This is a genomic window from Micromonospora halotolerans, assembly GCF_032108445.1.
GTDB classification, from domain to species: Bacteria; Actinomycetota; Actinomycetes; order Mycobacteriales; family Micromonosporaceae; genus Micromonospora; species Micromonospora halotolerans.
Map to the genome: position 1 here is coordinate 3,800,631 of NZ_CP134876.1, position 13,079 is coordinate 3,813,709.

Sequence of the window (13,079 nt, forward strand, 5' to 3'; positions counted from 1 at the left end):
CGTCGCCACGGGGTGTGGCGCAGCTTGGTAGCGCACTCGCTTTGGGAGCGAGGGGCCGTGGGTTCAAATCCCGCCACCCCGACTGTCGTTCGCGACCGGGTCGTCCGGGAACCGCCGATTTTTCCGAGCGGTACCCGGGCGCTGCCGATGCCGCAGGCCGGCTCGCCTACACTCGATGCGCGCAAACACGCCCAGACTCAACTGAGATCCGTCAAGGAGTACGCCTGTGAAGAGCACCGTCGAGACTCTGAGCCCGACGCGCGTGCGGCTCGCCATCGAGGTGCCGTTCGTCGAGCTCGAGCCGAGCCTCAGGAAGGCGTACCGGGAGATCGGCCAGCAGGTCCAGGTTCCCGGCTTCCGCCGGGGCAAGGTTCCCTCCGCCGTGATCGACCAGCGGGTGGGCCGGGGCACCGTCCTCAACGAGGCGGTGCAGGAGGCCATCCCGCAGAACATCCTGGCCGCGGTCCGGGAGCACGACCTGAAGACGCTCGGCCGTCCGGAGGTCGAGATCACCGAGTTCAACGACGGTGACTCGCTGAACTTCACCGCCGAGGTGGACGTCCGCCCGGAGATCACGCTGCCGGACCCGGCCACCATCGAGGTGACCGTCGACGAGGTCCAGATCGCCGACAGCGAGATCGACGAGCAGGTCAACAGCCTGCGGGAGCGGTTCGCCACGCTGAAGACCGTCGAGCGCGCCGCCCAGGAGGGCGACTACGTCCAGATCGACCTGAACGCGACCGTCGACGGCGAGGACGTGCCGGGCGGGCAGGCGAGCAACATCTCGCACGAGGTCGGCAGCAAGCAGCTCCTGCCGGGCCTGGACGAGGCGCTGGTCGGCCTCGCCGCCGGCGACAGCACCACCTTCTCCACCCAGCTGGTGGGCGGCGACTACGCCGGCCGGGACGCCGACGTGGCGGTGACCGTCCGCACGGTCAAGGAGAAGGAGCTGCCCGAGCTCGACGACGACTTCGCCCAGCTGGCCAGCGAGTTCGACACCATCGAGGAGCTGCGGAACGACCTCCGTGAGCGGGTCAGCCGCGGCAAGCAGGTCGAGCAGATCTACGCCGCCCGGGACAAGGCCCTCGAGCAGATGGTCGCGACCGCCGAGGTGCCGGCGCCGGAGGGCGTCGTCAAGGAGGAGGTCGAGAGCCGCAAGGCCGCGATGGTCGACCAGCTCGAGCGCATCGGCGCCTCCCTCGAGGAGTACCTGGCCGCGGAGGAGAAGACCGAGGAGCAGATCGACGCCGAGCTGACCGAGGCCGCGACCGAGGGCGTCAAGATCCAGCTCCTGCTGGACACCCTGGCCGACGCCGAGGACGTCCAGGTCTCCGACGACGAGTTCGGTCACGAGATCGTCCACCGCGCCCAGCGTGCCGGGATGGCCCCGCAGCAGTACTACGACCAGCTGGTCCGCTCCGGCGCCGCGCAGGCCGTCTTCGGCGACGTCCGCCGGGGCAAGGCGCTCGCCGCGGTGATGGAGAAGATCAAGATCAAGGACTCGGCGGGCAACGAGGTCACCCTCGACGCGCTGCGCGCCCAGAACGAGGCCGAGCACGACCACCAGCACTGATCGTCGGTTTCGGCCGCCGTCCCGCGCTGTGCGCCGGGCGGCGGCCGAAACCCTTTTCCGGGTACGCCCTGCGGGTGACTGCGCTGAGAGCGAACAGTGCCCCGACCGGGAGTACGCCCTCCGGCTGAGCGGTTAGTGTCGGGTAGGACGGTACGGAGAGCGAAGGGCTGCCATGACCGACATGCACATCCCCAAGAAGTCGCTCCGGGCGATCGAGGCCCGTGGTGGCGACTCCATTGGCAACCTCGACGACTCGGTCTACAACCGGTTGCTCAAGGAGCGGATCATCTTCCTGGGCAGCGAGGTGACCGACCAGGTCGCCAACCGCATCTGCGCGCAGCTCCTGCTGCTCGCCGCGGAGGACCCGGACCGCGACATCAACCTCTGGATCAACTCGCCGGGTGGCTCGGTCTACTCCGGCATGGCGATCTACGACACCATGCAGTTCATCGACAACGACGTGTCGACCGTGGCCATGGGCATGGCCGCGTCGATGGGCCAGCTCCTGCTCTGCGCGGGCACGAAGGGCAAGCGTTACGCCCTGCCGCACGCGCGGATCATGATGCACCAGCCGTCCGGTGGCCTCGGCGGCACCGCGTCGGACATCGCGATCCAGGCCGAGCAGATGCTCTACACGAAGCGGATGTTCCAGGAGCGGGTCGCCCACCACACCGGCCAGAGCCAGGCGCAGATCGAGGCGGATTCGGACCGGGACCGCTGGTTCACCGCCCAGGAGGCCATGGACTACGGCTTCATCGACAAGGTGATCATCGGGGCCGCGCAGGTTCCGGATGGCGCCGGGACCCTGAGCTGAGGAGCTGACGATGACCGACCTGAGCCTGCCGCCCCAGTTCGCGGCCGTGCACAACCGCTACGTGCTGCCGTCGTTCGTCGAGCGCACGTCGTACGGGATGAAGGAGTCCAACCCGTACAACAAGCTCTTCGAGGACCGGATCATCTTCCTCGGCGTCCAGGTGGACGACGCGTCGGCCAACGACGTGATGGCCCAGCTGCTGACGCTGGAGGGCACCGACCCGGACCGCGACATCATCATGTACATCAACTCGCCGGGTGGCTCGTTCACCGCGATGACGGCGATCTACGACACCATGCAGTACGTCCGCCCGGACATCCAGACCGTCTGCCTGGGCCAGGCGGCCAGCGCGGCGGCGGTGCTGCTTTCTGCGGGCACCCCGGGCAAGCGGATGGCGCTGCCCAACTCCCGGATCATCATCCACCAGCCGGCCACCGAGGGCGGCTACGGCCAGGGGTCGGACATCGAGATCCAGGCCCGGGAGATCCTGCGGATGCGGACGCAGCTGGAGGACATGCTGTCCCGGCACTGCAACCGCCCCATCGAGCAGGTTCGCAAGGACATCGACCGTGACAAGATCATGACGGCCGAGGAGTCCAAGGAGTACGGGCTGGTCGACACCATCCTGACCAGCCGCAAGAAGGGTCTGCTGGCGTCTCACGCCGCGGGCTGAGCAGTGTGCGGTCGGAGGTCGGCCGGGGCATCGTTCCTGGCCGACCTCTGACACACCCGTTTTGGGGGTCGGAGAAACCTCCGGCAGCGGGTAACGTCGGGTCTGTGCCGCTTCGTTGGGTCGGACCGGCGAGGTGGGACGACAGGACGGACGGGCGCGCGGCGCCCGCAGGTCAGGGGCCGGCGCACCGGCCGACGAGTGCAGGGAGAACGTAGGTGGCACGGATCGGTGACGGCGGCGACCTACTGAAGTGCTCCTTCTGTGGCAAGTCGCAGAAGCAGGTCAAGAAGCTCATTGCGGGCCCCGGGGTCTACATCTGCGACGAGTGCATCGATCTCTGCAACGAGATCATCGAAGAGGAGCTGGCCGAGTCCGGCGAGGTGAAGTGGGAAGAGCTTCCCAAGCCGATGGAGATCTGCCAGTTCCTCGACAACTACGTCGTCGGTCAGGAGCAGGCCAAGAAGGCGCTCGCCGTCGCGGTCTACAACCACTACAAGCGGATCCAGGCCGAGGCGGCCGGCGCCCCGGGTTCGGGCAGTGACGGCGTCGAGTTGGCCAAGTCCAACATCCTGCTGCTCGGCCCGACCGGGTGTGGCAAGACCCACCTGGCGCAGACCCTGGCCCGGATGCTGAACGTCCCGTTCGCGATCGCGGACGCGACGGCGCTCACCGAGGCGGGCTACGTCGGCGAGGACGTGGAGAACATCCTCCTCAAGCTGATCCAGGCCGCCGACTACGACATCAAGCGTGCCGAGACCGGGATCATCTACATCGACGAGGTCGACAAGATCGCCCGGAAGTCGGAGAACCCGTCGATCACCCGGGACGTCTCCGGTGAGGGCGTGCAGCAGGCGCTGCTGAAGATGCTGGAGGGCACGGTGGCCAACGTGCCGCCGCAGGGCGGGCGCAAGCACCCGCACCAGGAGTTCATCCAGATCGACACCACCAACGTGCTGTTCATCTGCGGTGGCGCCTTCGCCGGCCTCGACCAGATCATCGAGGCCCGCACGGGCTCCGGCGGCACCGGCTTCGGCGCCCGGCTCCGGTCGGTCTCCGAGCGGTCGACCGACGACATCTTCAGCCAGGTCATGCCGGAGGACATGCTCAAGTTCGGGCTGATCCCCGAGTTCATCGGCCGGCTCCCGGTGATCACCAACGTGCGCAGTCTCGACCGTAGCGCGCTGGTCCGCATCCTCACCGAGCCGCGCAACGCCCTGGTCCGGCAGTACCAGCGCCTCTTCGAGCTGGACGGCGTCGAGCTGGAGTTCGAGCAGCCGGCGCTGGAGGCCATCGCCGACCAGGCCATGCTCCGCGGCACCGGCGCCCGCGGCCTGCGGGCGATCATGGAAGAGGTCCTGCTCTCCGTGATGTACGAGGTGCCGAGCAACCCCGACGCCGCCCGGGTGCTGATCACCCGCGAGGTCGTCCTGGAGAACGTCAACCCGACGATCGTGCCCCGCGAGTTCACCGGCCGGCGTGCCCGCCGGGACCGCGAGGAGAAGTCGGCCTGACCGTTACCGCGACCGCGCCCGGGTCAGCTCGGGCGCGGTCCGCGTGACCGGGTCCGCCGGTCCCACTCGCCCGACGGGGTGACCGCCACCATCACCAGCCGCGCCGGTTCGTCGCCCGCCGTGCGGTAGCCGTGCTCCCGGTCGGCGTGGAACTCGACCGTCTCGCCGGCGCGTACCTCGTGGTCGACGCCCTCCACGGTGACCGTGACCGTCCCGGCCAGCACGTGCAGCACCTCCCGGGTGCCGCGCGGATGGTCGGGGGAGTGGTGCGCCTCGCCGGGCTCCAACCGCCAGTCCCAGAGCTCGACCAGGTCCGGCTCGCCGAGCCCGCTGAGCAGCCGGGCCGTGCCGCCGTGCTCGCCCCGCCACAGCACCGGCGCGTCGCCGGCCCGGGAGACCCGTACGGTGCTCTCCTCGGCCGGTTCGAGCAGCCGGGCGATGTTGACGCCGAATGCGTCGGCCACCCGGCAGAGGGTGCCCACGCTCGGGTTGGTCCGCGCCCCCTCGATCTGCACGAGCATGCCCTTGCTCACCCCGGAGCGGCCGGCCAGCTCCTCGAAGGACCAGCCACGGGCGGCCCGCAGCTCGCGTACCTGTCGGGCCACCGCGGACGTCACCGCGCCCACCCGCCCTCCGGCGTCGGTCATCACACTATCCTTCGCGGTCAATATTGTGGTACGACTGCCTGATGTTCCCCATTGTGCTCGCGGCGGTGTCCGCGGTCGCGTTCGGCACGGCCGACTTCTCCGGCGGCAAGGCGTCCCGGCACGCCGACCCGGTCGCGGTGACCGTGGTGTCGCAACTGCTCAGCGTCCCGCTGCTGCTCGCGCTCGTGCTCATCGTGCCGGGCACGCCCGGTCCGCTCGACCTGGCGTGGGGACTGCTCGCCGGCGTGGCGGGCGCGGCCGGTGTGGTGCTGCTCTACAAGGCCCTGGCCGGCGGCATGATGGCGGTCGTCGCCCCGATCACCGCGATCACCGCCGCGGTCGTGCCGATCGTCGCCGGGCTGGTCACCGCCCACTCGCCGGGGGCTGTGGCGCTGACCGGAGCCGGGCTCGCCGTCGTGGCCATCGCGCTGGTCAGCCTGGGGGAGGGTGGCGCCACCGGCCGGGTGTCCGGACGGCTGATCGGCATGGCGCTCGGCGCCGGGCTGCTCTTCGGGGTCTTCTTCGCGCTGCTCGGCCAGGCCGACGAGGACGCCGGCATGTGGCCGGTGGCCGCGGTACGGGTCAGCTCGATCGCCTTCGGCCTGGCGCTCGCCGTGCGCACCGGCGTACGCCTGCGGCTCCCGCCGCAAGTCCTCCGCTGGGCGGCGGCGGCGGGCCTGCTGGACTCGGCGGCCAACGCGCTGTTCCTCGCCGCCGCCGGCCGGGGGCACCTCAGCGTGGTGGCCGCCATCGCCGCGCTCTATCCGGCGAGCACCGTGCTGCTCGCGCTCGCGGTCGACCGGGAACGGCTGCGCCCGGTGCAACTGGCCGGGCTCGGCTTCGCCGCCGGCGCGCTCGTCCTGGCCAGCATCTGAGCCCTGTCGCCGCCCGCCGTCCGACCGTACGCTGAGGTTCATGCGCGTCGCCGTCTGTCAGCTGAACTCCCGTGCGGACCGCACCGCGAACCTCGCCGCCGCGGAGGCCCTGCTGGACAGGGCCGCGGCGGCCGGCGCGGATCTCGCCGTCCTCCCGGAGTACGTCGACTACCTCGGTCCCGCCGCCGGCATGCCGCCGGCCGAACCGGTCGACGGGGTGGTGGGCCGGTTCTTCGCCGACGCCGCCCGCCGGCTCGGCATGTGGGTGATCGCCGGCTCGTTCCACGAGGCCGGGCCGGACCCGGAGCACACCTGGAACACGTCGCTGGTCTTCGACCGCGACGGCGCGCTCGCCGCCGCCTACCGCAAGATCCATCTGTACGACGTGGAGATCCCCGGCCGCGTCTCCTACCACGAGTCCGCGACCGTGGCGCCGGGGGAGAAGCCCGTGGTGGTCGACGTCGAGAGCCTTCGGGTCGGCCTGTCGATCTGCTACGACCTCCGGTTCCCCGAGCTCTACCGGCAACTGGCGGTCGACGGTGGCGCGGAACTGCTGGTGGTGCCGGCCGCGTTCATGATGCACACCGGGCGCGACCACTGGGAGGTGCTGCTCCGGGCGCGGGCGATCGAGAACCAGTGCTTCGTGGCGGCCGCCGGCCAGACCGGCGACCACGAGCCGGGGCGGACCTGCTTCGGGCGCAGCATGGTGGTGGATCCGTGGGGGACGGTGCTCAGCCAGGTGGCCGACGGGCCGGGTGTGGCCGTCACCGACCTGGACATGGAGCGGTTGCGGACGATCCGCGTCGAGCTGCCGAGCCTCGCCAACCGGCGGCTCTGAACTCTCTCGCCGCCTTCGCAGCCCGCGTCAGCTCTCCAGGAGCACCCCGACGACCGTGAAACCGGCGATGGCCAGCGCGGTGACGAGCAGAGCCGTGGTCATCCGTGAGGGGCCCCGCCGGACGAGACGTCGCACCGACGCCAGGACGACGGCGAGCACGAAGGCGCCGATGACCAGCTGCCAGAACGGCAGCAGGAGCCCGAGCAGGGCCTCCTCGGCGAGCGTCTCCGCCGGGAACCGGGACACGTCCATGCCGAACACTCTGGCACGGATCTGCCCGCGGTGGTCCGGTCCGAGCCCGGCCGTCTGCCGGTCGGGCCCCGCGGCGCGTTGAAAACGACAGTGACGATCACTGATTTGCCTTCTCGGGGCCGTCCGCGTAACTTTCTCTCTGCACGCGGGAGGCCGGACAAACCGGCCGAGAACGGGCGCCAGGCTGGTGGCGGTAACGCCGAGCCAGACTGAGGATCCGGGCGGTGCGAGACACTCCGAGAAACACGGGGTTGCGATCGCGACGCCGGCCGGGTAGAGTTCGAAAGCCGGCAGGGAGCCGGGCGGGTGGCCGCGAAAGCGGCGACCGGCCGGTCCGCCGGAACCCACGACAGCAACGACCGCCGGACACGGCGTGCGTCAGCGTGGATCGGACCGAACCAAGTTGATCGCCTCAAACACGAGGTTGACAGCGGAAGTCGGGCCGGGTAAGTTAGAGAGGTTGCCCCGGACGGGGTCCTGCTGATGCGGGGTTCCGGATGGTGTGTGGTTGTTCTTTGAGAACTCAACAGGGTGCTTGATAAGCCAGTGCCAAATTGATTTATACCCCGGACTGGCAGGTCTTCTTTTGGAGGGCTTTGCTGGTTGGGATTCCTTTGGCAACACTTTTGTTGTCAGGATGATTGTTCAACAAAGATTTTTGTTGGAGAGTTTGATCCTGGCTCAGGACGAACGCTGGCGGCGTGCTTAACACATGCAAGTCGAGCGGAAAGGCCCTTCGGGGTACTCGAGCGGCGAACGGGTGAGTAACACGTGAGCAACCTGCCCTAGGCTTTGGGATAACCCCGGGAAACCGGGGCTAATACCGAATATGACCCTTCCTCGCATGAGGGAAGGTGGAAAGTTTTTCGGCCTGGGATGGGCTCGCGGCCTATCAGCTTGTTGGTGGGGTGATGGCCTACCAAGGCGACGACGGGTAGCCGGCCTGAGAGGGCGACCGGCCACACTGGGACTGAGACACGGCCCAGACTCCTACGGGAGGCAGCAGTGGGGAATATTGCACAATGGGCGGAAGCCTGATGCAGCGACGCCGCGTGAGGGATGACGGCCTTCGGGTTGTAAACCTCTTTCAGCAGGGACGAAGCGTAAGTGACGGTACCTGCAGAAGAAGCGCCGGCCAACTACGTGCCAGCAGCCGCGGTAAGACGTAGGGCGCGAGCGTTGTCCGGATTTATTGGGCGTAAAGAGCTCGTAGGCGGCTTGTCGCGTCGACTGTGAAAACCCGCAGCTCAACTGCGGGCCTGCAGTCGATACGGGCAGGCTAGAGTTCGGTAGGGGAGACTGGAATTCCTGGTGTAGCGGTGAAATGCGCAGATATCAGGAGGAACACCGGTGGCGAAGGCGGGTCTCTGGGCCGATACTGACGCTGAGGAGCGAAAGCGTGGGGAGCGAACAGGATTAGATACCCTGGTAGTCCACGCTGTAAACGTTGGGCGCTAGGTGTGGGGGGCCTCTCCGGTTCCCTGTGCCGCAGCTAACGCATTAAGCGCCCCGCCTGGGGAGTACGGCCGCAAGGCTAAAACTCAAAGGAATTGACGGGGGCCCGCACAAGCGGCGGAGCATGCGGATTAATTCGATGCAACGCGAAGAACCTTACCTGGGTTTGACATGGCCGCAAAACTCGCAGAGATGTGAGGTCCTTCGGGGGCGGTCACAGGTGGTGCATGGCTGTCGTCAGCTCGTGTCGTGAGATGTTGGGTTAAGTCCCGCAACGAGCGCAACCCTCGTTCGATGTTGCCAGCGCGTTATGGCGGGGACTCATCGAAGACTGCCGGGGTCAACTCGGAGGAAGGTGGGGATGACGTCAAGTCATCATGCCCCTTATGTCCAGGGCTTCACGCATGCTACAATGGCCGGTACAATGGGCTGCGATACCGCGAGGTGGAGCGAATCCCAAAAAGCCGGTCTCAGTTCGGATCGGGGTCTGCAACTCGACCCCGTGAAGTCGGAGTCGCTAGTAATCGCAGATCAGCAACGCTGCGGTGAATACGTTCCCGGGCCTTGTACACACCGCCCGTCACGTCACGAAAGTCGGCAACACCCGAAGCCGGTGGCCCAACCCTTGTGGAGGGAGCCGTCGAAGGTGGGGCTGGCGATTGGGACGAAGTCGTAACAAGGTAGCCGTACCGGAAGGTGCGGCTGGATCACCTCCTTTCTAAGGAGCACCTTCACCCGAAAGGGTGCAAGGAGCCCGCGGCCCGCGAATGTCGGGTCGGGGTGCTCAATGGCGGAGACACTGGCGAGCTCGGTGCCGGCAACGGCCAGGTTCCTTCTAGTACGGCCACTTCGGTGGTGTGGAACGGGGTCCTGGTGCGGCTGGCGGCGAGTGCAAAGCACCCTGTTGGGTCCTGAAGGAACAACCTCGGTTGTCTTTCAGAGCCGTGAGCGGAACCGAGAGTTCCGCCGGCGCCAGGCATGACCTGGCCTCGCATACCGGATCCCTGGTTAGGGGTTGCTGGTGTGGGGCGGATCGGGTTGTGGGTTGGTCGTTTGTTGAGAATTGCACAGTGGACGCGAGCATCTTTGTGGTCAAGTTGTCAAGGGCGAACGGTGGATGCCTTGGCACCAGGAGCCGATGAAGGACGTGGGAGGCCGCGATAGGCCTGGGGGAGCTGTCAACCAAGCTGTGATCCCAGGGTGTCCGAATGGGGAAACCCGGCACCAGTCATGTGGTGTCACCCGCACCTGAACACATAGGGTGTGTGGGGGAACGCGGGGAAGTGAAACATCTCAGTACCCGTAGGAAGAGAAAACAACGAGTGATTCCGTGAGTAGTGGCGAGCGAAAGCGGATTGAGGCTAAACCGGCTGCGTGTGATACCTGTCAGGGGTTGCGTGGTCGGGGTTGTGGGACCCTGCTGAACAAGCTGACACTTGTTCGAGAAGTTACAAAGTCAGTGGCTAGTCGAACAGTCTGGAAAGGCTGACCGTAGACGGTGATAGTCCGGTAGGTGAAAGTTGCTGACCTTCTGTGGGTGTTCCCGAGTAGCGGCGGACCCCTGAAATCTGCCGTGAATCTGCCAGGACCACCTGGTAAGCCTAAATACTTCCTGGTGACCGATAGCGGACGAGTACCGTGAGGGAATGGTGAAAAGTACCCCGGGAGGGGAGTGAAATAGTACCTGAAACCGTTCGCCTACAATCCGTCGGAGCCTTGCGGGGTGACGGCGTGCCTTTTGAAGAATGAGCCTGCGAGTTAGTGGCATGTGGCGAGGTTAACCCGTGTGGGGGAGCCGTAGCGAAAGCGAGTCTGAATAGGGCGCTCTTTAGTCGCATGCTCTAGACCCGAAGCGGAGTGATCTAGCCATGGGCAGGCTGAAGCGCGGGTAAGACCGCGTGGAGGGCCGAACCCACCAACGTTGAAAAGTTGGGGGATGACCTGTGGTTAGGGGTGAAAGGCCAATCAAACTCCGTGATAGCTGGTTCTCCCCGAAATGCATTTAGGTGCAGCGTCGCGTGTTTCTTGCCGGAGGTAGAGCACTGGATGGTCTAGGGGGCCCACAAGCTTACCGAAATCAGCCAAACTCCGAATGCCGGTAAGTGAGAGCGCGGCAGTGAGACTGCGGGGGATAAGCTTCGTAGTCGAGAGGGAAACAGCCCAGATCACCAGCTAAGGCCCCTAAGCGTGTGCTAAGTGGAAAAGGATGTGGGGTCGCATAGACAACCAGGAGGTTGGCTTAGAAGCAGCCACCCTTTAAAGAGTGCGTAATAGCTCACTGGTCAAGTGGTTCCGCGCCGACAATGTAGCGGGGCTCAAGCACACCGCCGAAGCTGTGGCATTCACATTTTAACCTCGCTTGGACTTGATTCCTTGTGCAGGTGTGTGGATGGGTAGGGGAGCGTCGTGCCGCGAGTGAAGCAACGGGGTGACCCAGTTGTGGACGCGGCACGAGTGAGAATGCAGGCATGAGTAGCGAAAGAAGGGTGAGAAACCCTTCCGCCGGATGACCAAGGGTTCCAGGGCCAGGCTAATCCGCCCTGGGTGAGTCGGGACCTAAGGCGAGGCCGAGAGGCGTAGTCGATGGACAACGGGTTGATATTCCCGTACCCGCGAAAGAGCGACCCTGACGAACCTCGTTGTGCTAACCACCCGAACCGCCGGCGACCTTCGGGTCAATGGTGGGGAGCGTGGGAACCTGGCGGGTAGTAGTCAAGCGATGGGGTGACGCAGGAAGGTAGCTGAGCCCGGCCGGTGGTTGTGCCGGGGTAAGCGTGTAGGCCGTGCCGTAGGCAAATCCGCGGCGCATTAAGGCTGAGACGTGATGCCGAGCCGATTCAGGTGAAGTCAGTGATCCTATGCTGCCGAGAAAAGCCTCTAGCGAGTTCTTAGCGGCCCGTACCCCAAACCGACACAGGTGGTCAGGTAGAGAATACCGAGGCGATCGGGCGAACTGTGGTTAAGGAACTCGGCAAATTGCCCCCGTAACTTAGGGAGAAGGGGGGCCGGAGACGTGAAGCCCCGCGCGGGTGGAGCGTTGTATGGCCGCAGAGAGCAGGGGGAAGCGACTGTTTACTAAAAACACAGGTCCATGCGAAGAAGTAATTCGATGTATATGGACTGACGCCTGCCCGGTGCTGGAACGTTAAGGGGACCTGTTAGCTCTTCGGGGCGAAGCGGAGAACTTAAGCGCCAGTAAACGGCGGTGGTAACTATAACCATCCTAAGGTAGCGAAATTCCTTGTCGGGTAAGTTCCGACCTGCACGAATGGCGTAACGACTTCCCCACTGTCTCAACCACAGGCCCGGCGAAATTGCACTACGAGTAAAGATGCTCGTTACGCGCGGCAGGACGGAAAGACCCCGGGACCTTTACTATAGCTTGACATTGGTACTTGAGTTAGCTTGTGTAGGATAGGTGGGAGCCGGTGAAGTCCATACGCCAGTATGGGTGGAGGCAATCTTGAAATACCACTCTGGTTGATTTGGGTATCTAACTTCGGACCGTTATCCGGTTCAGGGACAGTGTCTGGTGGGTAGTTTAACTGGGGCGGTTGCCTCCTAAAGGGTAACGGAGGCGCCCAAAGGTTCCCTCAGCCTGGTTGGCAATCAGGTGTTGAGTGCAAGTGCACAAGGGAGCTTGACTGTGAGACTGACAGGTCGAGCAGGGACGAAAGTCGGGACTAGTGATCCGGCACTGGCATGTGGAAGCGGTGTCGCTCAACGGATAAAAGGTACCCCGGGGATAACAGGCTGATCTTCCCCAAGAGTCCATATCGACGGGATGGTTTGGCACCTCGATGTCGGCTCGTCGCATCCTGGGGCTGTAGCAGGTCCCAAGGGTTGGGCTGTTCGCCCATTAAAGCGGTACGCGAGCTGGGTTTAGAACGTCGTGAGACAGTTCGGTCCCTATCCGCCGTGCGCGTAGGATACTTGAGAAGGGCTGTCCCTAGTACGAGAGGACCGGGACGGACGAACCTCTGGTGTGCCAGTTGTCCCGCCAGGGGCACGGCTGGTTAGCTACGTTCGGAAGGGATAACCGCTGAAAGCATCTAAGCGGGAAGCTCGCTTCAAGATGAGGTATCCCACCCACTTTGTGGGGTAAGGCCCCCAGCTAGACGACTGGGTTGATAGGCCGGAAATGTAAGCCCGGTAACGGGTTCAGTTGACCGGTACTAATAGGCCGAGGACTTGACTACCAAGCTGCTACGCGTCCACTGTGCAACTCTGAACGAGCGAACAACCCTGTGGTTGTTTTGACATGTTCATAGAGTTACGGCGGTCATGGCGGAGGGGAAACGCCCGGTCACATTCCGAACCCGGAAGCTAAGCCCTCCAGCGCCGATGGTACTGCACTCGGGAGGGTGTGGGAGAGTAGGACACCGCCGGACAATCTTCCAGTCAGGGCCACCCTTCGGGGTGGCCCTGACTGCGTTTCAGG

The 13,079-nt window shown here is 65.2% G+C and carries 8 protein-coding genes, 1 tRNA gene and 3 rRNA genes; 10 read left to right on the forward strand and 2 right to left on the reverse strand.

The genetic code is table 11. The annotated features are described in order from the left end of the window. The first annotated feature begins 8 nt into the window (after nt 1-8). The 5 genes from RMN56_RS18110 to clpX all read left to right on the forward strand — a co-directional run bounded on the left by RMN56_RS18110 (nt 9) and on the right by clpX (nt 4,571). Nucleotides 9-82: transfer RNA gene (locus RMN56_RS18110), tRNA-Pro, on the forward strand. Nucleotides 83-226: 144 nt separating this feature from the next. After that, nucleotides 227-1,573, forward strand: a complete 1,347-nt coding sequence (gene tig, locus RMN56_RS18115) for a trigger factor (protein WP_313718634.1) — start codon at nt 227-229, stop codon at nt 1,571-1,573. Between the two features lie 172 nt (nt 1,574-1,745). Continuing rightward, complete coding sequence (locus RMN56_RS18120; protein WP_088960728.1) at nt 1,746-2,387, forward strand: ATP-dependent Clp protease proteolytic subunit; 642 nt, start codon at nt 1,746-1,748, stop codon at nt 2,385-2,387. A 10-nt stretch (nt 2,388-2,397) separates the two neighbouring features. After that, on the forward strand, nt 2,398-3,060 hold the full coding sequence (locus RMN56_RS18125; RefSeq protein WP_013288034.1) for an ATP-dependent Clp protease proteolytic subunit: 663 nt from the start codon (nt 2,398-2,400) through the stop codon (nt 3,058-3,060). Nucleotides 3,061-3,275: 215 nt separating this feature from the next. Further along, complete coding sequence (clpX, locus tag RMN56_RS18130) at nt 3,276-4,571, forward strand: ATP-dependent Clp protease ATP-binding subunit ClpX (protein ID WP_091319119.1); 1,296 nt, start codon at nt 3,276-3,278, stop codon at nt 4,569-4,571. Between the two features lie 23 nt (nt 4,572-4,594). Here the strand turns inward: clpX and RMN56_RS18135 are convergent, their stop codons facing one another. After that, nucleotides 4,595-5,218: a helix-turn-helix domain-containing protein gene (locus tag RMN56_RS18135; protein ID WP_313718635.1), complete on the reverse strand. Its 624-nt coding sequence runs from the start codon at nt 5,216-5,218 to the stop codon at nt 4,595-4,597. A gap of 41 nt (nt 5,219-5,259) precedes the next feature. On the opposite strand from RMN56_RS18135, the gene RMN56_RS18140 reads away from it, so the two are divergent. Together RMN56_RS18140 and RMN56_RS18145 are read left to right on the forward strand one after the other, a co-directional pair. Continuing rightward, complete coding sequence (locus tag RMN56_RS18140; RefSeq protein WP_313718636.1) at nt 5,260-6,093, forward strand: EamA family transporter; 834 nt, start codon at nt 5,260-5,262, stop codon at nt 6,091-6,093. Nucleotides 6,094-6,133: 40 nt separating this feature from the next. After that, the gene (locus RMN56_RS18145; RefSeq protein ID WP_313718637.1) at nt 6,134-6,931 is read left to right on the forward strand and encodes a carbon-nitrogen hydrolase family protein; all 798 of its coding nucleotides are present in this window, start codon (nt 6,134-6,136) and stop codon (nt 6,929-6,931) included. 27 nt (nt 6,932-6,958) lie between these two features. Here RMN56_RS18145 and RMN56_RS18150 read toward each other — a convergent pair whose 3' ends face one another. Continuing rightward, nucleotides 6,959-7,183 (reverse strand): hypothetical protein, encoded by a 225-nt coding sequence (locus RMN56_RS18150; RefSeq protein ID WP_313718638.1) that lies wholly within the window; start codon nt 7,181-7,183, stop codon nt 6,959-6,961. Nucleotides 7,184-7,841: 658 nt separating this feature from the next. Here RMN56_RS18150 and RMN56_RS18155 point away from each other — a divergent pair. The 3 genes from RMN56_RS18155 to rrf all read left to right on the forward strand — a co-directional run bounded on the left by RMN56_RS18155 (nt 7,842) and on the right by rrf (nt 13,029). Further along, nucleotides 7,842-9,356, forward strand: a 16S ribosomal RNA gene (locus RMN56_RS18155). A 372-nt stretch (nt 9,357-9,728) separates the two neighbouring features. Beyond that, nucleotides 9,729-12,837, forward strand: a 23S ribosomal RNA gene (locus tag RMN56_RS18160). Nucleotides 12,838-12,912: 75 nt separating this feature from the next. Beyond that, nucleotides 12,913-13,029, forward strand: a 5S ribosomal RNA gene (gene rrf / locus RMN56_RS18165). The 16S, 23S and 5S rRNA genes sit together here, the layout of an rRNA operon. Nucleotides 13,030-13,079 lie beyond the last annotated feature (50 nt).

What these genes read in the sequence shown, in the direction of transcription:
- RMN56_RS18120 (WP_088960728.1), top strand. Translation starts at nt 1,746, where the DNA reads ATGACCGACATGCACATCCCCAAGAAGTCGCTCCGGGCGATCGAGGCC.
- RMN56_RS18125 (WP_013288034.1), top strand. Translation starts at nt 2,398, where the DNA reads ATGACCGACCTGAGCCTGCCGCCCCAGTTCGCGGCCGTGCACAACCGC.
- RMN56_RS18135 (WP_313718635.1), bottom strand. Translation starts at nt 5,218, where the DNA reads ATGACCGACGCCGGAGGGCGGGTGGGCGCGGTGACGTCCGCGGTGGCC.
- RMN56_RS18140 (WP_313718636.1), top strand. Translation starts at nt 5,260, where the DNA reads ATGTTCCCCATTGTGCTCGCGGCGGTGTCCGCGGTCGCGTTCGGCACG.
- RMN56_RS18145 (WP_313718637.1), top strand. Translation starts at nt 6,134, where the DNA reads ATGCGCGTCGCCGTCTGTCAGCTGAACTCCCGTGCGGACCGCACCGCG.
- RMN56_RS18150 (WP_313718638.1), bottom strand. Translation starts at nt 7,183, where the DNA reads ATGGACGTGTCCCGGTTCCCGGCGGAGACGCTCGCCGAGGAGGCCCTG.